This window comes from Streptomyces sp. NPDC048637 (genome assembly GCF_040650675.1).
GTDB lineage: Bacteria > Actinomycetota > Actinomycetes > Streptomycetales > Streptomycetaceae > Streptomyces.
In genome coordinates this window covers 177,563-197,132 of sequence record NZ_JBEZHQ010000011.1, presented here as the reverse complement: position 1 = coordinate 197,132, position 19,570 = coordinate 177,563, and the positions used below count along the sequence as shown (strand labels likewise).

The following is a 19,570-nucleotide window of genomic DNA, read 5'->3' as shown; positions in this document are numbered from 1 at the left end:
GACGGCCACCCGCCCGCACCGGCCCAGGGAGCCCCACGCCATGACGCCCGCCACCGGCTTTACCAGCTATACCGACGCTCTTCTCGCCGTCCTCGCCCGCGACCCGTCCCGGCCCGTACTGACCACGGGCGCCGGCGGCGACGAGATCACCGCCGGTGCCCTGCGCGGCACCGTCCACCGCATGGCGGCGGTGCTCGCCGGACGCGGTATCGGCCGCGGCCGGACCGTCGGTCTCCTCAGCAGCAACCGCCCCGAGGTGCTCGCCGCCCGCTACGCCGCCAACCACCTCGGCGCCCGTGTCGTCTTCCTCTACGACGGTATGGCCGCCGAGACCCTGGCCCGGATCGCGGAGAGCACAGAGACCGCCCTGCTCCTCGTCGACCCGGCGCTCCACGGCACCGCACGGGCCCTGCTCGGCCACCTCCGGGGCCAGGCCCCCGACGTCATGACCCTGGGTGCGGAGCCCGCGGCCGCCGGGCTGGGCCCCGACCTCCTGGCCGCCTGCGCCGCACTCCCCGCCACTCCCGAGGTGCCGGGCGCCGCCCGTCCCGGGGACGACTGGTGCATCCGGCACACCGGCGGCACGACCGGCATCCCCAAGGGAGTGCGGATGGCGCACGCCCCGTACGCCGGGATGATCCTGCACCACCGCATGGAGGCCGCCGGCGACCCGCCCCGCTTCCTCGCCTTCACCCCGCTCGCCCACCTCGCGGGCGTCCTGGCCGATGCCACGCTCGCGGCCGGCGGCACCGTCGTACTGCACCGCACCTTCGACCCCACGGCCGTCCTCGCCGCCGTCGAACGCGACCGCATCACCCATCTCTGGCTGCTGCCCCCGCTCCTCTACCGCGTCCTCGACGACCCCACGCTCCCCGCCACCGACCTCAGCTCCCTCACCCGCATCACCTACGGCGGCTGCACGGCCTCGCCCTCCCGGCTGGCGCGGGCCGCCGAGGTCTTCGGCCCGGTGCTGTTCGGGATGTACGGCATGTCCGAGGCGATGACGATCACCGAGGCCCGTCCGGAGGACCATCTCCGCGCCGGACCCGGCGGCCGGATCAGCGTCGGCCGCCCGCTGCCCGGCGTGACGCTCGCCGTCCGCGACGCGGACGGGCGGGACCTGCCGACGGGGGAGCGGGGCGAGGTCCACGTACGCTCCGCCGGTGTGATGTCCGGCTACTGGAAGCAGCCGGAGCTGACCGCGCAGGTGCTGCGCGGCGACGGCTGGCTGCGCACCGGCGACGTCGGCATCCTGGACGACGACGGCCGGCTCTGCCTCGTCGACCGGGTCAAGGACGTGATCATCGTCGTCGGCGGCCATGTCCACCCGGCGGAGGTCGAGGATCTGCTGCACACCCACCCGGCGGTCGCCCACTGCGCCGTCTACGGGGTGCGCGGGCCGGACGAGACCGAGGAGGTGCACGCCGCGGTCGTCCCCGCGCCGGGCCACCGGGTGGACCCCGGCGTCCTGCGCGCCTTCGTCACCGAGCACCAGGGCGCGCTGTGCGCCCCGGCCGCCGTCCACCTCGTCGGCGCCATCCCCCTCACCCCCGTCGGCAAGCCGGACAAAACGCAGCTGCGGGCCATGGCCGCCACGGCCTGACCACGGGCCGCCCGGAAGGCCTTCTCCCGCCGCCAAATCCCCCCTGGCCAGGGGCTTTTGTCAGTGGTGGCCAGTAGAATGGGAACCAGTCAGTGAGGGTTCATCCACGCTCCAGGAGGTCCGCCGATGGCCGCTGCCACACTCATGACGAAGCCTCTCCCGGCCCACCCGCTGCCCAAGAAGCCGCTGCCCGCCGGATGGCCGCGCGAGCGGTACGAATCGCACAACCGCCGCCTGAAGGCCATGCGGCTGGCCATCGCCCTGCTCGACACCGGCGTCTACCGCCCTGAGCAGGCCCACAACCACACCATCCGCAGCACCGCGGCCGAGATAGGGGTCCACGCCCCGTCCGACACGACCTGCCGTCTGGTGCGCGCCCTCATCTACGACAACTGCTGACCTCCACGACAACTGCTGACGGCTCCCCGGTGCATCAACAGGGCGGCCGGCCCCGGGACTTCCCCCGGGGCCGGCCGCCCCTGCCGTTCCCTGCCGTTCCCTGCCGTTCCCTGCCGTTCCCTGCCGTTCCCTGCCGTTCCCTGCCGTGCCCGCCCGCGCGGCTCACCCGTCCGCGCCGTCCCCCGGGGCCGTCACGGCGTCCATGTCCGTCACCTCGGCCAACGCCTCCGCCAGCCACTCCACCCAGAAGGTCTCCAGACCGATCCCGGCCCGCAGGACCAGCCGCCGCAGCCGGTCCTCCGGATCCGCCGCCGTCCCGAAGTCGCGGTCCTCGATCTCCTGGTACTCCGCCAACTGCCGCCGGTGCAGCGTCAGATGACGTCGCAGCTCGGCATCGAGCCCGGTCCGCCCCACCACCGCCGAGGCCCGCAGCCGCAGCAGCAGCGCGTCCCGGATGGGCTTGGATTCCTGCTCACCACCGGCCCAGCGGGTCAGCTCGGCCCGGCCCGCGGGCAGCACCTCGAACTCCTTCTTCTGCCCCCGGGACGGCTGCTCGCTCGGCAGCGCCCGGATGAATCCGGCCTGCTCCAGCTTGCCCAGCTCGCGATAGATCTGCTGATGGGTGGCCGACCAGAAGTAGCCGATCGACCGGTCGAACCGACGGGTCAGCGCCAGCCCCGACGACGGCTTTTCGAGCAGGGCGGTGAGGATCGCGTGCGGGAGTGACATGGGGGAATCCTAGGCCGCGGCGATCAGGGCGTGGCGGGCTCGCGGTGCCCGCCACAGCCCCTGGGCGGGCGGCGGCTCACAGGGCCGCGGCGAGCTCCGTCCCCTGCTGGATGGCGCGCTTGGCGTCCAGCTCGGCGGCGACATCCGCACCGCCGATGAGGTGCACGGCGCGCCCCTCGGCCCGCAGCTCCTCGTACAGATCCCGGCGCGGCTCCTGCCCGGTGCACAGCACGACGGTGTCCACGGGGAGCGTGGTGGCCGTGCCGTCGACCGTGAGGTGCAGGCCCTCGTCGTCGATCCGCTCGTACACCGCCCCAACGACCATGGTCACGCCCCGGTGCCGCAGCTCCGTACGGTGGATCCAGCCGGTGGTCTTGCCGAGCCCGGCGCCGACCTTCGACGTCTTGCGCTGGAGCAGATGCACCTGGCGCGCGGTCCTGGGGCGCTCGGGCGCGCGCAGCCCGCCCCGGTCGCCGTACGAGGTGTCGACGCCCCAGGCGCGGAAGTAGGCCTCCGGGTCCTGGCTCGCCGCATCGCCGGCATCGGTGAGGAACTCGGCGACATCGAAGCCGATGCCCCCCGCCCCGATGACCGCCACGCGCGCGCCGACCGGCGCCCCGTCGCGCAGCACATCGAGGTAGCTGACGACGCTGGGGTGGTCGATGCCCTCGATCTCCGGGGTGCGCGGGGTGACCCCGGTGGCGACCACGATCTCGTCGTATCCGCCGAGGTCCGCGGCGGTGACGGCGGAGTTCAGCCGCACGTCCACGCCGTGGCTGTCGAGCTGGTGACGGAAGTAGCGCAGGGTCTCGTCGAACTCCTCCTTGCCCGGGATCCGCTTGGCGATGTTCAGCTGCCCGCCGATCTCGGCCGCGGCGTCGAACAGGGTGACCTGATGGCCGCGCTCGGCCGCGGACACGGCGCAGGCGAGCCCGGCCGGCCCGGCGCCGACCACGGCGAGCCGCTTGCGCCGCCGGGTGGGGGAGAGGACCAGCTCGGTCTCGTGGCAGGCCCGCGGATTGACCAGACAGGACGTGATCTTCCCGCTGAAGGTGTGGTCGAGGCAGGCCTGGTTGCAGCCGATGCAGGTGTTGATCGCCCCGGCCCGGCCGTCCCGCGCCTTGGCGACGAAGTCCGGGTCGGCGAGGAAGGGCCGGGCCAGCGACACCATGTCGGCGCGTCCGTCGGCGAGCAACTCCTCGGCGACCTCAGGGGTGTTGATGCGATTGCTGGTCACCAAGGGGATGGTCACCGAGCCCATCAGCCGCTTCGTCACCCAGGTGTAGGCACCGCGCGGCACCGAGGTCACGATGGTGGGGATCCGGGCCTCGTGCCACCCGATACCGGTGTTGATGATCGTGGCCCCCGCCGCCTCGATCTCCTTGGCGAGGGTGACGACCTCCTCCAGCGTGGAACCGCCCGGGATGAGGTCCAGCATGGAGAGCCGGTAGATCAGGATGAAGTCGGTGCCGACGCGTTCCCGGGTGCGGCGGACGATCTCCAGCGGGAAGCGCATCCGGTTCTCGTAGGAGCCGCCCCACCGGTCCGTGCGCCGATTGGTCGCGCCGACGATGAACTCATTGATCAGATAGCCCTCGGAGCCCATGATCTCGACGCCGTCGTACCCGGCGGACTTCGCCAGCTCCGCCGCCCGCACATAGTCCTCGATGGTCTGCTCGACCTCGTCGTCGGTGAGCGCGTTCGGGACGAAGGGGCTGATGGGCGCCTGGAGGGCACTCGGCGCGACCAGATCGGCGTGGTACGCGTACCGCCCGAAGTGCAGGATCTGCATCGCGATCCGGCCATCCGCCGCGTGCACCGCGTCGGTCACCGTCCGGTGTTGCGCCGCCTCCTCCTCGGTGGTGAGCTTGGCCCCGCCCTCGTACGGCCGGCCGGCGTCGTTCGGCGCGATACCGCCGGTCACCATCAGGCCGACGCCGCCGCGCGCGCGGGCGGCGTAGAAGGCGGCCATCCGCGCGAAGCCGTTCTCGGCCTCCTCCAGCCCGATGTGCATCGACCCCATCAGCACCCGGTTGGGCAGGGTGGTGAAGCCGAGGTCGAGGGGGCTCATCAGGTGGGGGTACTGGCTCATGGGGGGCCTCCTGGCGCGGTGGTCGTGGCAGTAGTTGTAGACCAGCCGGAGAGAGTTATGCAACAAGTTGCAAAAAACGTGATGCAGGCGACTCCGCGGCACCCCGGCGCGCCCGCTCCCCCTCACACGGCTCGCAGTTGCCGCCTCGCACAGTGTGACGTGTCACAGACAACCCGGCGGCGCTGTGGGAGCTTCAACTGTGCTGCTCCCCAGTGGAGTTGCCGAAAGAGGAGTTGCCGAAGAGCCGGGGGCGCGGCCCCGACGGCGCGCGGACCGCGGGGACTGCCTGGAGGGGGCGTCCGCGGCGGGCCGCGCGGCCGCGGGCGGCATCCGGCTCACGACGGTCTGCCCGCATGTGGAGAGGATCGAATGAGCACTGCGCAAGCCCTCACGCTCGACCAGGTGGTCGACACCGACCGGTACCCCCTGCCGGAACTCGACAGTGCCGGGGGGCTGGCCGTGATTTCCCGGGCCCGGCACGAACTCCTGACGCTCGGCTGCACCGTGCTGCCGGACTTCGTCCGCCCGGCGCTCCGCGCGGCGCTGGAGCAGGAGTGCGCCGCGCTCGCCCCCCAGGCGCACTTCGACGTCGAGACGGTCAACGTCTACAACATCGCGGTGGACGCGGCGCTGCCGGCGGACCACCCCGGCCGGCGGACCTTCCAGCGGGGCAACGCCTTCGTCCCACGGGACCGCGTGCCTGCGGAGTCCCTCATCAGCCGGCTCTACTCCGACCCGCTGTTCCAGGACTTCCTCGCCCGCTGCTTCGGCCTGCCGCGGCTGCACGAGCTGGCGGACCCGCTCTCCGGGCTGGTACTCAATGTCGTCGCACCGGGCATGGAACACCCCTGGCACTTCGACACCAACGAGTTCACCGTGAGCATGCTCACCCGGCAGGCGCAGGACGGCGGCGTCTTCGAGTACTGCCCGAACATCAGGTCCGCGCACGACGAACGCTTCGACGACGTCCGGGACGTCCTGGACGGCCGGGGCGAGCGGCTGATCCGGCGCCTGGCGCTGCACCCCGGCGACCTGCAGCTGTTCAAGGGCCGCTACTCGCTCCACCGGGTGAGTCCGGTGCGCGGCGGGAGCGCGCGCCACTCCGCGATCTTCGCCTACAGCGAGCGGCCCGGCGTCATCGGCAGCGTGGCACGCACCCGGCAGCTCTTCGGCCGGGTACTGCCCGCACACACGGCGGCCGAGGGCCGCGCCGTCCGCGGCGACCGGCTGCTGGATTAGCGGACGGCGCGGACACCCCGCCGCCGCGAACCGCCCCCGCCCGTGCCACGCGGTGACGGACACGGTGGGTGACGGCGCGATCATGCACGAGTGACAGCACAGGTCCCCACGAGCCGAATCGAGAGAGCAGAATTGAATAACCGTCAGGAAAGGGCCGCCATGACGACCTACGCCCAGGAGGACAGCCTCCCGCGGGTCCCGCTGCCGACGCTGGAGGCGAGCTGCGAGAGGTTCCTCGACTGGTGCGCGCCGCTGCTGACCGCCGACGAGCGGGCGGCGACCGAGGCGGAGGTGGCTGCCTTCCTCCGCCCCGGCGGCCCCGGCCGGGTGCTGCAGGCGGCGCTGGAGGAGTACGACGCCACACCGGGCGTGCACAGCTGGCTCGACACCTTCTGGCCGTACCGCTACCTGGGCCGCCGGGACCGGATCGCGCTCAACGCCAACTTCTTCTTCCTGTTCCAGGACCCCGCCCCCGAGCAGCCGCAGTCACAGGTGGAGCGGGCGGCCGGGCTCATCGCCGGCGCCGTCGGCTACAAGCGCCGGCTCGATCAGGAGCTCATCCCTCCGGTGGTGCAGCGGGGCGTGCCCCAGTCGATGGTGCAGAACAGGTTCCTGTTCTCCGCCACCCGGATCCCCGGGGCGGAACAGGACACCGTCCGCAGCCCCTGCACCGACGCCTGGCCGGGCCCGTCCGAGGCCCGGCACATCGTGGTGTTCCACCGCGGCAACCTGTTCCGGATGGACGTGCTCGGCGCGGACGGTGTCCCGCACAGCCTGGACGACCTCGAAGCGGGACTGCGCGCCGTACAGAAGGCCGGCGCCGAACCGGCCGCGGCCGGCACCCCGGTCGGCCACCTCACCACCATGGCCCGCGCGGAGTGGGCTGCCGCCCGGGAGTCCCTGCGCGCCCGCCACCCCCGCAACGCGGACGCCCTGGACGACATCGAGACCGCGCTGTTCTGCGTCTGCCTGGAGGACTTCGCCCCCGCGGACACCCAGGAGGCCTGCGACCAGCTGCTGTACGGCGACCGCGGCAACCGCTGGTTCGACAAGGCCGTGTCCCTGATCGTCTTCGCCGACGGCCGGGCGGGCATCAACGTGGAGCACTGCGAGCTGGACGGGACCACCATCCTCAGCTTCACCGACGCCCTGCTCAGCACCCCGGCCGGGGAACACTCCCGCCGGTCCGGGGCCCGTTCCCAGGGGCTCCCGTCCCTGGAGCCGGTCGCCTTCGAGCTGGACGACGCCCTCCGGGCACAGGTGCGCGCCGCGGCCGACGCCTTCGCGGAGTACGGGGCGCACACCGCCACCCGGACCGTCTCCTTCGACGACTTCGGCAGCACCACCGCCAAGGCCCTGGGCGCTTCGCCCGACGCGTTCGTCCAGCTCGCCTATCAACTGGCCCATCAGCGCGCCAAGGGGCACCTCGGCGCCACCTACGAGTCGATCGCCACCCGCCAGTGGCGGCACGGCCGGACCGAGGCGATGCGTGTCGTCACCCCGGAGATCCAGGCGTTCGTGACCGCGATGGAGGACCCGGCGGCCTCCGCGGACGCCCGCCGCGCCGCGTTCCGGGCCGCCGCCGGGAAGCATGTGGCGCGCGCCAAGGAGTGCCAGGCCGGCCAGGCACCCGAGCAGCACCTGTGGGAGCTGGAACTGATCCAGCGGCGGCGCGGCGCCGAGCTCGGCGTGACCGAGCAGCCCGCCCTCTACCGGACCCCGGGCTGGCTGACGATGCGGGACGACTACCTGAGCACCAGCTCCGCCCCGTCCGCGAACATCCAGTACTTCGGCTTCGGCTCCACCAGCAGCCGCTGTATCGGCGTCGCCTACGTCCTGCTGCCCGACCGCTTCCACCTCTACCTGAGCACGCCCCTGGCGGTGGCCGGCCCGATGCAGGCCTTCGCCGACCGGCTCCGTGAGGCGGTGGCCGAACTGCGGGAGCTGCTGGCGTCCGACGGTTCCGGGGGCTGACCCTCCGCGCGGACCGGCGGCCGTCCCCTGCTTGTCTACTTCAGCAACCGGGACAGCCGCCGGTCCGCGAGGGGCTTACCGCCCGTCTGGCAGGTGGGGCAGTACTGCAGCGCCGAATCGCTGAACGACACCTCCCGGACCGTGTCCCCGCAGACCGGGCAGGGCTGCCCCTTGCGCCCGTGCACCCGCAGCCCGCTCTTCTTCTCCGCCTTGAGATCCTTGAGCGGCAGCCCACGGGACCGCTCGACCGCCTCCTGGAGCGTGCTCCCGATCGCCGCGTACAGCCGGGTCACCTCCTCCTCGGAGAGCTTCGCGGCAAGCTTGAACGGCGACATCCGGGCCGCATGCAAAATCTCGTCCGAGTAGGCGTTCCCGATCCCCGCCAGCACGCTCTGGTCGCGCAGTACGCCCTTGATCTGGCGGCGCTCCCCTTCCAGCAGCGCACGGAAGGCCGCCGGGGTGAAGTCCGCCGCAAGCGGATCGGGGCCGAGCCGCGCCACACCGGGCACCTCCCGCGGATCCCGCACGACATACACCGCGAGGTGCTTCTGGCTGCCCGCCTCGGTCACATCGAAGCCCTCGCCGCCGTCCTGCCCGGCGAGCCGCACCCGCAGCGCCAGTGGCCCCTTCCCGGGCCGCGGCGGCACGGCCGGCAGCTTCTCGCTCCACCGCACCCACCCCGCCCTGGCCAGATGCACCACCAGATGCAGCGTCCCGACCTGGAGGTCGAGAAACTTCCCGTGCCGCGTCACCCCCTCGAACGACTCCCCTTCGAGCGCGGTGACCGGCGGGTCATAGGTCTTGAGCGCGTGCACGGCGACCGGATACACCCGGTCGACGGCCCGTCCGGCCAGATGGTCGGCGAGGAACCGGGCGAGGGACTCAACTTCCGGCAATTCAGGCATATCGCAAGTCTGCCTCGGGTGACGCGACCGGAGCGCGGGGACGGGGGCCACCAGTCCGGCTGGAACGGGTCTCCCGGCGGGCTGGCCCCTGCCACCACGCACCACACCCCCTCAGCGGGTCTTCCGGGAGGCGCGGGTTTCGGCCGCCAGGTGCTCCTGGAGCCGGGCGTGGCGGAACTGGTAGACCGCGCCGGTCTGGCGCAGCACGCCGCGCCGGTGGGCGTCCGCCAGGAAGGTGTGCATCGTCCAGGGCAGCTGCCCGGTCAGCGGCAGCCAGATGCGGGACAGGGTCACCCACTGGCCCCACGCCGTCAGGCTGAGTCCGTAGGCGAGCCCGCCGCCCAGCCCGCCCACGACCCCGAACAGCATCCAGTCGATGAGCTCGAACTGCTGGAGCCGGTACAGGATCCCGCCCGAGATCCCCATGAGGAGCCCGAACACCAGCAGGTGGAACAGCACCGTCGCGCGGTTGGTCTGCAACAGGTCCAGGGGGCCGACGGCGGTTTCGAGATCGACGGGGTCCTCCAGCACGGCCGAGAGCGCGAAGGCGAGGCCGGTCGCAGGGCCGTACACGAGCCCGGAGCGGAGTCCGGATGCCGACCCGTGGGCGAGCAAGGGCATGAGCCCGTACTCGGTCTCCGCCAGTCCGATCACCAGCGTTTCCACGAGCCAGGCCAGGAATCCGAAGCAGAACCCGCCCACGAGACCGATCGCCAGCCTGGGCGCGAACTCCTTGCGCCTCTCCTTCGAGCCGCCGAGCAGCCGCACGCGTACCCGCGACGGCGTACGTGCCCCCGTCCCGTATCTGAGCCCGTACACGAGACCGAGGGCCAGACCGGACGTGGCCCCGAACGCCAGCCCGTTGAGAAGCGCCTTTCTGAGTCCCGGCACGAGTCCGTACGCCGGCCCGAAGACGGACCACAACACCAGAGCGTCCACCAGTCCGAAGGCCAGACCGGCCACGAGGCCGATCACGCACATCCGCGACCGGCGGGGCAGGGTGCTGCCCAGCTGCCACCAGGCGAGGTCGCGGGTGCCGAGCTGGTTCAGGTGCCGGGCGAGGTGACCGAACCGATGCGGGACACGTGCGCGGTGGGCGCGGTCCTGGTCGCGGTAGAGCGTGGGGACGAAGCCGTCCAGAAGGTGATCTTCAAGATCATGGGTGCTGCTGAACCGGTCGGTGTCCAGCAGCACCCAGGGGTCACGGTCCAGGTCGTCGCTGTAGATGGTGCGGGCCAGCATGACCATCAACGGAGTTCTCAGCACCGCGGCGAGACGGACGCTGGCCGGGTGCCGAGGGTGCTCGCGCAGATGTTTCAGGACGGGATGCCACACGGTCGAGGAGGGGCTCGTCTTCCGCGCGGCGCGCGGCAGGCAGTGCTCCAGGTCGGTCAGGGAGAGTTCGATCAGTTCGACAGCCGCGGCGGAGGTCAGGGCCCTGGCGTCCTTCACGGCGGCGGCGTATTCGGTGCGGCGGCTGGTCAGCAGCAGAGGCATATGGGTGTCGTTGAGCTCTCTCAGCGCGGGACGGCGCAGCCGGTCGGGGATCTCGTCGAACCCGTCCAGCACGGGCAGGATGCGGTCGTTGTCGACCAGCCTTTCCGCCCGTGTCGAGGCGTCCGGTGCGGTCCTGGCCAAGCCGGGGCGGTCGCGCTTCCCGGCCAAACGGGGGTGGTCGCGCTCCAGTTGACCGGTCAGCCAGCAGCTCAGTGTCGTGGTGGTGGGGTCCCACGACGCGAGGCTGAAGATCACCGGCACGGGCTCGGCGGGGCTGCTCCGGGCCGCCAGCAGATCCAGGACGAACCGCAGGGCCAGGGTCGTCTTTCCCGATCCCGCCCGGCCCAGCACCACCAGCCGCCGGGAGGGAATCCGGCGATGGACCTGCACGACCTCGTGCAGTTGACCGGCCAGGACCGGCGGGCGGGGAGCGACCCCGGCCCGGCACCGGCAGATGTTGGACCAGTGGTCCATCACCTCGTCGGACGCCGCATGCCAGCGGACCGGCAGCGGGATCGGGTCCCGGATCTTCCGCAGCTTCTCCTCTTTCCGCCACTGCGTGCGGAGCGCCTTCGCGAGCCCGTCCGCGTCATCGTCCAGCGCTGTGTCGAAACTCGATCGCGGGGGGCGCCCGATGATCACCGGCCCGATCGTCTGGGCATGAGGCAGCGGCCCGTAATCCGCGGCCCCACTCGCCGGGCGGTACGCCGGGCCCTCGTGGCGACACGCCGAGCCCTGGTGGTGCTGCACCGGGGGCTGGTGGTGCTGGGCCGGGGCCTCGTGATGCTGGGCCGGGGCCTCATGATGGGGCGTCATGCCCTCGCGCCGGTCCCGGCGGTCCGGTGGCGGGCCCGTCACGGCGCCGCTCCCTCCTCATGGAGCGGCGCCGGTCCACCTGCTGTGACGGTCACGAGCGCGCAAAACGTTTCATGATCAGCTTCACGAAGTCATTCATATCGGCCTGCAGGCAGGCCTGCTGGCTGTGTTTGCCGTTGCAGCCCTTGGCCCACGCGCTGCCGTCGCGGTAGTCGGCGAAGCGGTACGGGATACCTTCCGCCCTCAGACGGGCAGCAGTCGTCAGGGCCGTTTGCCGGACCCGGTTCTCGGCCACGGCCATAACCGGATCGACCGTCAGGTTGCCGCCGTCGCCGGTGTACATCGCGACGCCCATCCCGCGCAGCGCCTTGATGTGCTGGGCGGGGCTCTGCTTGTTCCACACGGTGTCGAGGGGCCACACCGGCGACCCGAAGATCGCGTCGGCCGCGACGGTCGGCGTGCCGTACGCCGGCATCAGTTCGCTGCCGACCACGGCGGCGCGCATTTCCGGGTTCAGGTCGAGGCCGCTGGAGAAGCTGCCCACGTAGCTGAACAGCTCCGGCCGGTGTTCGGCGTAGAGGAACGCCCCGAAGCCGCCCATCGAGTGTCCGGAGACCGCCCGGCCCTTCTTGCCGGCGATCGTCTTCAGGTTGGCGTCGACCAGCGGGATGAGCTGGTCGAGGTGGAAGGTCTCCCAGTTCTGGCGGCCGAGTGCGCCGGGGTTGACCCAGTTCGAGTACCAGCCGCGACTGCCGCCGTTCGGCGTCACGGTGATCAGTGGAACGCCCTTGGTCGCCCGCTCGGTGATGACCTGGTTGCGGGGGGCTTCGGGGTACTCCGGGGCCCCATGCAGCGTGTAGTTCACCGGGTAGCGGGTGGCGGCGCCGCCGTCGTACCCGGCCGGCAGGGTCACCATGACGGTGTGCTCGCCCGAGACCTGACCCGGCAGCACGCTGTAGGCCGGGACCTGGTCGGACTTCACCTTGAAGGTGAACGTGCGCCTGTTGCCGTCCCGCCACTTCGGCTGGCTCACGACGGTGAGCCCGAAACCGTCCGCGAAGTGCGGTGGCGGCGTCGCGGCATGCGCGACGGGCGCGGCCGGCCCGAACATTCCGAGCGTGCCGGCCACGGCAGCAAGACCGACGAGCCCGGCGACCGGGCCGCGTAACACTCCACTGGAAAGGATCTTCATACGACTTCCCCCGTTTTTTCGGTGCGAGACCGATGTGATGTGACTTCCTCAGATGGTGGAGCGACCCCTCAGCTGGTGTCAACACGGCGTTGCGGCAAGGGAGTTGCAGTGCTATGGGGCTTGGGGTGCCCGATCGCCGGGAGGTCCCGGGTCAACCCCTGACGGAGGAGGGTGCGCTCCGGCGCTCAGGCCCCCTTCGGCCGCCTGGGCGCCGGGGGAAGGGGCGCGGTGTACCTCGGCCGGGCCCGGGGGCGCACGGCCACCGTGAAGGTGGTGCGGCCGGATCCGGCGCGGGACGACGCGTTGCGGGGCTGGTTCCAGCGCGAGGTCGAGGCGGCTCGGCTGGTGTTTCCGGAGCACCTCGGCCTCCGGCAACGGCCAGGCCTACGGCTCAACCGACAAGGGCCTGACGGCCATCAGGGCCAACGGGAAGTGACCGGGGCCGCAGACCAGCTCCTGCTCACGCTGAGGAGGATGCACAACGAGCGGTTGCCCCCACCCCATGGGAGCGGAGGCAACCGAGTCAGGACATCTCAGGAGTGGAACAGCGAGATAGAGCCTCGCTCTTCAGATGTCGAAGTGCAGCCGCCAAAGGGCATTGACCGGCATGTACTGGCCATTGAGGCGGTCGGTTGCACTACCAACGCACAAGGAAGCGGCCTCAGCGAGCCGTGCCTCATCCCTCATCCCTCCTGCCTCCTGCCTCCTGCCTCCTGCCTCATGGCGCCTTGACGGTGCTCACCGCGTTGTCCCCTCCCGGAGAGCCAGAGGCCGTATGCACCTAGGAGGGAGGCTGCGGTCGTGGCGACATCCCGAGGCGGGACATCCGCCCCGAGAATCAGGACCACTCCGGTTGCCAGAGTCGCCACGAAGGCGACGAGATCCGCCACCTGCCGCGGCGAGGCGATGCGGTGGCAGGCCAAGCACGACCGCGACGCCTTCAAGGAGGTGTGGCTGCTGTTCGACAACGAACACGGCCGCATCCCCTCTACCCCGGCGAGTCCGTGTGGATCGAGTACGCCGACACCGTCGGCGATGACAAGTGGGGCAACTGGTTCCAGCGAGCCGTCCGCCTGCCCACCGAACAACTCGAAGTCCAACTCGCCTTCCCCGCCACTCACAGACGAGCTCTTCGCCGCCATGGAACGGATCGGCCAGGTCCACCCCTTCGCAAAGGGCATGGGCATCGCCGCGCCGCAGATCGGCATCGCGCGCGCCGCTGCGGTCGTCCAACCGCCCGGCGACGCACCCGCGATCATCCTCCTCAACCCTCGGATCACCACCTGCTCTGACGAGATGGACGAGCAGTACGAGGGCTGTCTGAGCTTCTTCGGCGTCCGCGGCCTCGTCCCGCGCCCCCTGAAGATCACCGTCGAGACCACGGCCCTGGCCGGCGAGATCGTGACCACGGTGTACGAACGCGGCCTCGCCCGCCTCATCCACCAACGTGGCCGAGCTCGCCGATGTCCTTGGGAGCGTCTCCACCAGCAGTATCGCTCCGGCCTGGGAGACCACCCCACGACCATCGCCCTCGACGCGGACACACGGGTAGGGCCCAAGACGCTCCTTCACCTGGAAAGTGCTTCGTTCCTCGCAGCCAACGGGGCCCTCAGCAACTCCTATTGTGGTGGCGCGGGAGGAGCGCCTCCGTTTTTCTGACCGAGCCTCGGACAGCTCCCCCTGTGAAAGAGCGAGGTTAAGTCAGCATTCTGCGATTGTTCGTCCTGGCTACGTGGCCATCGTAGCCAGGATAATCCGCGTCAGCGCAGGAACCCTTCGTAATTGCGTTGCTGGAGCTGACTCTCGATCTGCTTCACGGTCTCCAATCCGACACTCACGAGGATGAGGATGCTCGTGCCGCCGAACGGGAAATCGCTGCTGTTGAACAGCACCAGTGCCGCTGTGGGCACAAGGGCGATCAGTCCCAGGTAGAGCGCTCCCGGCCAGGTGATCCGGTTGAGCACGTAGCCCAGGTAGTCCGCCGTGGGTCGCCCAGCCCGGATACCGGGGATGAACCCGCCATGCTTCTTCATGTTGTCGGCAACGTCTTTGGGGGTAAAGGAGATGGTGACGTAGAAGAACGCGAAGAAAACGATCAGCAGGAAGTAAAGTGTCAGATAGATCGGTTGGTCACCCCTGGCGAGATTGGTGCTGATCCACCGGGCCCATCCTGACGATGAGCTACCGCCGAGATCGATCAAACTGGGGATGGTGAGCAGCGATGAGGCGAAGATGACGGGAACGACACCCGCCTGGTTCACCTTCAGTGGAATGTAGGTCGAAGTGCCGCCGTAGGAACGGCGGCCGATCATTCGTTTTGCGTACTGGACCGGGATCCGGCGCTGCGCCTGCTCGACGAAGACCACGAGGCAAACCATGCAGAGGCCGACCGCGATCACGATGGCGAACTCGCCCCAGCCGTCCAGGATTTTACCCGACTTCTTGATCCCCCCAAGGTTGGCTGGGAAGCTGGCGGCGAGTGAGGTGAACATCAGGATTGACATGCCGTTGCCGATGCCGCGGTCGGTGATCAGCTCCCCGAGCCACATCACTACGGCGGTGCCGGCGGTCATGGTGATGACCATGACGGAGGTCCGGAAGAACGAGGTGTCCGGGATGATCTGGGCGCGGACCTGGCAGGCGGGGAAGAGCCCACCGCTTTGGGCTTTGGCCACCAGGGCGGCGCCCTGGAGCACTGCCAGGCCCAGCGTCAGGTACCGGGTGTATTGGGTGATCTTCGCGGTACCCGCCTGGCCCTCCTTCTTCAGCGCCTCCAGGCGCGGAACGACCACCGTGAGCAGTTGAAGGATGATGCTCGCCGTGATGTACGGCGTGATCCCCAGGGCGAAGATGGTGAGCTCCAGTAGCGCACCACCGCTGAACATGTTGATCAGGCTGAAAAGGCCGTCGTTGCCGCCGGCCGACTTGATGCACTGCGTCACCTTCCGATAATCCACCCCAGGGACTGGAACGTTCTGCCCCAACCGATAGAGAAGCAAGATTCCAAGCGTGAAGAGTATCTTCTTGCGAAGGTCGGACGCTTTGAAAACCTTCACGAATGCGGTAGGCACTTTTCAAGTCGTCCTTAATCTCTCAAGTTGATAGGTGTGTGCACTGATTCCCGACTTCCCTTGCCCGCCGAGTTGCTGCCACCTCAGTGGTCGGAGCACCCGTTGATGACGGCTCGCTGAGGTGGGTCATTCCGCTCCTGAAGCAATCGGTCAGGCATGGAGCGCGGGTAAGAGTTGAGTTGAGCACGGTTATCTTCGCGGGCTGATCGCCAATGACCTCTGCCAATCTGGAGACGCCTCAATATTCCAGTTGTAGGCAGCACTCGTCGCCGGCCAGAAGTAGCTTTCTGAGTGCAGCCAAGACTGACGTGAAGTCATGTAGCTCGTGCGCCGGCACGTCTTTGGCAGCGGCATCGCATGGCGATCTCTTGGTTGGCGCCCCCGCCAGCGGGACATCTCAGTGGCTGGTTGCCTGCGAACTCAACGGCTCTGCGCAATTGCGGTGGGGCCAACAGGCACCGTGGCAGCGTCGTTGTTGCTGATGTGGAGATTCTGGAGATCATCTTCCGTCGGACAGTTGCTTCCGCAGGTGCCCAGCATGTGGATGTCGACGGCAAGTTGGTTCGGGTAGTGCCCTGCCCCGCTGCGGCCCGGTGGCCTGGTCGCGGCGTGGGCAGCCGACGCGGAGGGTACGCGGAGATTACCGGTGCCGGCTCGCGAATCTGCCGGTCGGCGGGCGGTCGGTGGTGGTCGACTCGAAGCTCCAGCAGCAGTGCGGCGCAGCGCTCGCATGGGGCGAGGTACTCCTCGACCCGGTGCCGCTGCCGAACGCAGCCGCGCAGGTAAGCGGGGGGTTTCGAAGCGTACTCACGGCCCTCCCACTCCCTCTCCTCCATCCCGGGCGCGCGCTGTCAGTTGGGCGTCAGGCCGTTCCGCCAGCGGGTCGATGCCCGCCGCTCCAAGATCCCCGCACCTTGGTCTCGACATTCCTGCCATCACCGTCCGCTCCTCAACCGCCATAGCCCGAACCTTGGCCAGCGCTACTTGGCCGTTGAGGTGTGGCCGGGATCGGGGTCGGCGCGGTCGGGCAAGTGCGGGTGGGGATCGGGACCGGCACGGTCGTTGAGGCGTGGGTCGGCATCGGGACCGGCACGGTCGTGCAGGTGCGGTTCGGGACGGGGACCGGCGTGGTCGTGGAGGTGGGTTGGTGATGAGGAACGGTGGGCCCGCCTTGAGCGGAAGCGCTCGGCAGGACTTCCAGCCCGACGCCGAGCCCCGCGATCGTCAGCGCCGAGCCGGTGGCCATCCAGACCGTCCGAGCACGCCGACGGGCACGGACCCCAGCTTGCAACCGCTGCCGGTGCTGGTCCTCAAAAGGGGTGTTTGCCTGGGTGTCGCGCATCATCCGCGCGAGTTCGTCTTCGAAGTCTTCCATGATGTCTCCTTTCACTTCACCGGCTCGACGGCGTCACCGAGGAGCTGCCGCAACCGCGTCACGCCCCGTGACGTAAGGGACCGGGCGGTGCCCACCGGACACCCCAGCGCCTCGGCAACCTGCACCTCGGACAGGTCCTGGTAATAGCGCAGCACCACCGCGGTGCGCTGTCGCACCGGCAGCAATGCCAGCGCGGCCTCCAACCGAGTCCGTTCCTCCACGGCAGTGGCCACATCGCCGGCCTCGGGAAGATCCGGCAACCGTTCCACCGGACGCTCGCCCCACCAGCGACGTCGCGCCGAGCGAGCCGCCGCACGTGCCAGCACCCGGCGCACATACGCCTCAGGCGCCTGCTCGGCCACCCTCGGCCACGCAAACCACAGCTTGACCAGCGCCTCCTGCAGCAGATCCTCGGCCCGATGCCGATCTCCACCGGTGAGCAGATGCGCCAGGTGAAGCAGTGCCGGCCAACGAGCCGAGACGAACCGGTCGAACGCATCGGTCCGCAACTGCCTCATCAACGCCGTCCCCCGCCTCGATCACTTGCCTACACCCCTACAAAGGCACTGACCCCCGTCCCGCTATGCAGTCCCCGGGCGTGAGCTGCCTCACACACCCACCTCAGTCCCGTGCGTAGTTCACCCACCGAAGCGCACATCCCGCGGGAGTTCGTCACTCTCATGTCCCGCCGCCTGTCCCGCCCACACCGGCAGACGACCCAGCTTCGGGGTCTGTCAATTGAGAGGCCCTACTGACCTTGAATGACTGGAGTTACGGCGATTCGAGGACGAAGCCGGTCTCAGCGATGAAGCCGTCGAGGACCGTTGCAGTGAGTGTGGGGAGGGCGCCGTCGTGGCTGGTTTCGAAGTGGTCGCGAAGGGGGCCGTTGTCGTCGGCCACGACGGACCAGGAACCTGGTGCCCCTGGACGAACGTGTTTGTGCTGCACACGGGGTCCAGTGGGAGTGGCCGCAGGAGTTGGGCTCCGGCTCGGAAATGACGTGCTGGCGTGGGCTACGTCGTGGCTGACGGGCTCGCCGTCGCGGTAGGCCGTGAGACGGTCGGGTCGGAAGCCACCGGCCCGAAGAGTGCCGGTCCGGCCCGCAGCATCCCGACATTCACCAGGCAGCCCCGCTGCTGTGCTGACGGCAGGTCAGGCTTTGGGTGCACCGGTGCAGCCGCGGTGCACAAGGGGGTGAAAGACAGCCGGGAACCACGAGACGTTGCGAGCAGCGCTTTCGCAGGTCACAGGAGGTCTTCCGGGTTCCCGCCCAGCTCACCCGACCCCACCCTTTAGATGTCGAAGTACAAGTGAGGAACGGTCCTGAACTGGAGGTTTCCTAGGATCGAGCGATTGCCGGTGCGCAATGGGTGTATATGGCGGGTTCTTCGCAGCCCGGAGGCGGTGCCTCACCGCTCTGCTGGATCGATAGGCGGCTGTTCGTCCCGCGGCTCAGCTCTCCCAATCGCGTGCCATGAGGCAGCGAGGATCCGGCAGACCTCAACTCGTTGCCCTTGGTCGCATCCCTCTAGGCAGCGCAGAATTCGACTCAGCAGCAAATCGCGTACCCGCAGGTCCTCGATCCCTCGTGAGTCTGTCCACTCCTCGGCCTCCCGCCTTTCGTCGCGAGAGAGGTCACTGGGAACTCGTTTCCACAGAAGCACCTCGCCATCGCGCGGGGGAGGCAGACGGATGGGGCCACCATCCGCAGGCGTTACGGTGACGTGAGCCGAGCTGGCCGCGTCATGGAGGTTCATTCCCTTTCGTTGCCCCGAACGCGCAGGCCGGCGAACCCGCGCACGTCACCGTAGAAGTGATCGAACCGCGCAAGGAGTTCAAGGAGAACTTCGTCCGCCAATGTCGGACTCCAGGGCCCCGGCTTCACGCTCTGCCCCTCCGGCTCTGCTGCTCGCACGCCAATGAAGAGCACCATTGAGCTGACGATCCTTGAAGCTGCTGGCCAGCACGTGGGCCATGTGTGCTTCCAGGCGACGTTGACGTGGGTCGGGGGAATCTGTCCGCCTCGGTCATGACCTGTTGGCCGGCCCCAGGAGGCGGAAGTGAACCGTGATTTTGGGGGAGCTGTTACCAGCTTGGCCGAAATCGTCCAGAACTCTCGAACCGCTTTGCTTGTCCACGTCGGCACCTGGTCGGGTGTGAGGCCCCTGGCCCTGGATCTACTTATTGGCTGAATGCATCGAGGAAATCACGAAGGATGCTGCCGGAGAATGGATCAGCCTTGGGGTCTTCGGGGGTGACTAGGCTGACGGCAAAGTACTCGGACAATAGAAGAGAAGTGCCCTCGACGGCCGCTGAATCTTCCGGATCGGTTAGCTGAACCCCGATCACCTGGTGGGCGTGGAGCGCGCCTGGGTACCTCTTGTAGAGGACAGAGAATGGGCCTTCACTGCGGTCATTCAGCGCGTACCCACGGTCCTCCCAGAAATCCTCCATGTCTTGGCCATCGGAGAATGTGACAATGTCAGAGTAGTCCGCTTCTGGATCTTCTGGAAGCTGCCAATCCCTGAGTGATTCCGCAGTCACCTCTTCTCCGTCGAGAAACAAGCCGGGCCATCTCTGGGCCTGACTCTGGGTGAACTTCTTCATCGCTGCCGGGAAGGCGTGATCGATAATGAAGTCGCTTGAGTATCCCGTGACGTCCATGAAAAATCCTTGCT

At 69.2% G+C, this 19,570-nt stretch carries 16 protein-coding genes and 2 pseudogenes; 6 read left to right on the top strand and 12 right to left on the bottom strand.

Annotated features, from left to right (window positions below; genetic code table 11):
• Positions 1-40: 40 nt before the first annotated feature.
• Both AB0C46_RS17370 and AB0C46_RS17365 read left to right on the top strand, forming a co-directional pair.
• Positions 41-1,603, top strand: a complete 1,563-nt coding sequence (locus tag AB0C46_RS17370) for an AMP-binding protein (protein WP_362828633.1) — start codon at positions 41-43, stop codon at positions 1,601-1,603.
• A 126-nt stretch (positions 1,604-1,729) separates the two neighbouring features.
• Complete coding sequence (locus AB0C46_RS17365) at positions 1,730-2,002, top strand: hypothetical protein (RefSeq protein ID WP_362828632.1); 273 nt, start codon at positions 1,730-1,732, stop codon at positions 2,000-2,002.
• Between the two features lie 162 nt (positions 2,003-2,164).
• On the opposite strand, the gene AB0C46_RS17360 is transcribed toward AB0C46_RS17365, so the two are convergent.
• Positions 2,165-2,731, bottom strand: coding sequence for a PadR family transcriptional regulator (locus AB0C46_RS17360; RefSeq protein ID WP_362828631.1), 567 nt, complete (start codon positions 2,729-2,731; stop codon positions 2,165-2,167).
• A 76-nt stretch (positions 2,732-2,807) separates the two neighbouring features.
• Positions 2,808-4,823, bottom strand: coding sequence for an NADPH-dependent 2,4-dienoyl-CoA reductase (locus AB0C46_RS17355; RefSeq protein ID WP_362828630.1), 2,016 nt, complete (start codon positions 4,821-4,823; stop codon positions 2,808-2,810).
• Between the two features lie 369 nt (positions 4,824-5,192).
• Here AB0C46_RS17355 and AB0C46_RS17350 point away from each other — a divergent pair, with 369 nt between their 5' ends.
• Positions 5,193-6,062: an arpA protein gene (locus AB0C46_RS17350; RefSeq protein ID WP_362828629.1), complete on the top strand. Its 870-nt coding sequence runs from the start codon at positions 5,193-5,195 to the stop codon at positions 6,060-6,062.
• A 159-nt stretch (positions 6,063-6,221) separates the two neighbouring features.
• Entirely contained in the window at positions 6,222-8,036 is a 1,815-nt protein-coding gene (locus AB0C46_RS17345; protein WP_362828628.1) for a choline/carnitine O-acyltransferase, read from the top strand.
• A gap of 35 nt (positions 8,037-8,071) precedes the next feature.
• Here AB0C46_RS17345 and AB0C46_RS17340 read toward each other — a convergent pair whose 3' ends face one another.
• The 3 genes from AB0C46_RS17340 to AB0C46_RS17330 form a co-directional block, all read right to left on the bottom strand.
• Positions 8,072-8,941, bottom strand: coding sequence for a DNA-formamidopyrimidine glycosylase family protein (locus AB0C46_RS17340; RefSeq protein ID WP_362828627.1), 870 nt, complete (start codon positions 8,939-8,941; stop codon positions 8,072-8,074).
• A 111-nt stretch (positions 8,942-9,052) separates the two neighbouring features.
• Entirely contained in the window at positions 9,053-11,296 is a 2,244-nt protein-coding gene (locus AB0C46_RS17335; protein WP_362828626.1) for an NACHT domain-containing protein, read from the bottom strand.
• A 49-nt stretch (positions 11,297-11,345) separates the two neighbouring features.
• The gene (locus tag AB0C46_RS17330; RefSeq protein WP_362828625.1) at positions 11,346-12,446 is read right to left on the bottom strand and encodes an alpha/beta hydrolase-fold protein; all 1,101 of its coding nucleotides are present in this window, start codon (positions 12,444-12,446) and stop codon (positions 11,346-11,348) included.
• A 171-nt stretch (positions 12,447-12,617) separates the two neighbouring features.
• On the opposite strand from AB0C46_RS17330, the pseudogene AB0C46_RS17325 reads away from it, so the two are divergent.
• Positions 12,618-12,794, top strand: a pseudogene (locus tag AB0C46_RS17325) (serine/threonine protein kinase); the annotation flags it as partial.
• A 335-nt stretch (positions 12,795-13,129) separates the two neighbouring features.
• On the opposite strand, the gene AB0C46_RS17320 reads toward AB0C46_RS17325, so the two are convergent.
• Positions 13,130-13,588, bottom strand: coding sequence for a hypothetical protein (locus AB0C46_RS17320; protein WP_362828664.1), 459 nt, complete (start codon positions 13,586-13,588; stop codon positions 13,130-13,132).
• Here AB0C46_RS17320 and AB0C46_RS17315 point away from each other — a divergent pair.
• Positions 13,482-13,829, top strand: a pseudogene (locus tag AB0C46_RS17315) (peptide deformylase); the annotation flags it as partial. The gene AB0C46_RS17320 and the pseudogene AB0C46_RS17315 sit on opposite strands and share 107 nt — an antisense overlap.
• Positions 13,830-14,206: 377 nt before the next feature.
• On the opposite strand, the gene secY reads toward AB0C46_RS17315, so the two are convergent.
• The 6 genes from secY to AB0C46_RS17285 all read right to left on the bottom strand — a co-directional run bounded on the left by secY (position 14,207) and on the right by AB0C46_RS17285 (position 19,556).
• The gene (gene secY / locus AB0C46_RS17310) at positions 14,207-15,517 is read right to left on the bottom strand and encodes a preprotein translocase subunit SecY (RefSeq protein ID WP_362828624.1); all 1,311 of its coding nucleotides are present in this window, start codon (positions 15,515-15,517) and stop codon (positions 14,207-14,209) included.
• Positions 15,518-16,466: 949 nt separating this feature from the next.
• Entirely contained in the window at positions 16,467-16,892 is a 426-nt protein-coding gene (locus AB0C46_RS17305; protein WP_362828623.1) for a hypothetical protein, read from the bottom strand.
• 11 nt (positions 16,893-16,903) lie between these two features.
• Positions 16,904-17,410, bottom strand: a complete 507-nt coding sequence (locus tag AB0C46_RS17300) for a SigE family RNA polymerase sigma factor (RefSeq protein WP_362828622.1) — start codon at positions 17,408-17,410, stop codon at positions 16,904-16,906.
• A 253-nt stretch (positions 17,411-17,663) separates the two neighbouring features.
• Positions 17,664-17,792 carry a hypothetical protein gene (locus AB0C46_RS17295; RefSeq protein WP_362828621.1) on the bottom strand — a complete coding sequence of 43 codons (129 nt, stop codon included), beginning with the start codon at positions 17,790-17,792 and terminating at the stop codon, positions 17,664-17,666.
• Positions 17,793-18,645: 853 nt separating this feature from the next.
• Entirely contained in the window at positions 18,646-18,825 is a 180-nt protein-coding gene (locus AB0C46_RS17290) for a hypothetical protein (RefSeq protein ID WP_362828620.1), read from the bottom strand.
• Positions 18,826-19,073: 248 nt separating this feature from the next.
• A complete protein-coding gene (locus AB0C46_RS17285) occupies positions 19,074-19,556 on the bottom strand; it encodes a hypothetical protein (protein WP_362828619.1) in 483 nt (160 codons plus the stop codon).
• Positions 19,557-19,570 lie beyond the last annotated feature (14 nt).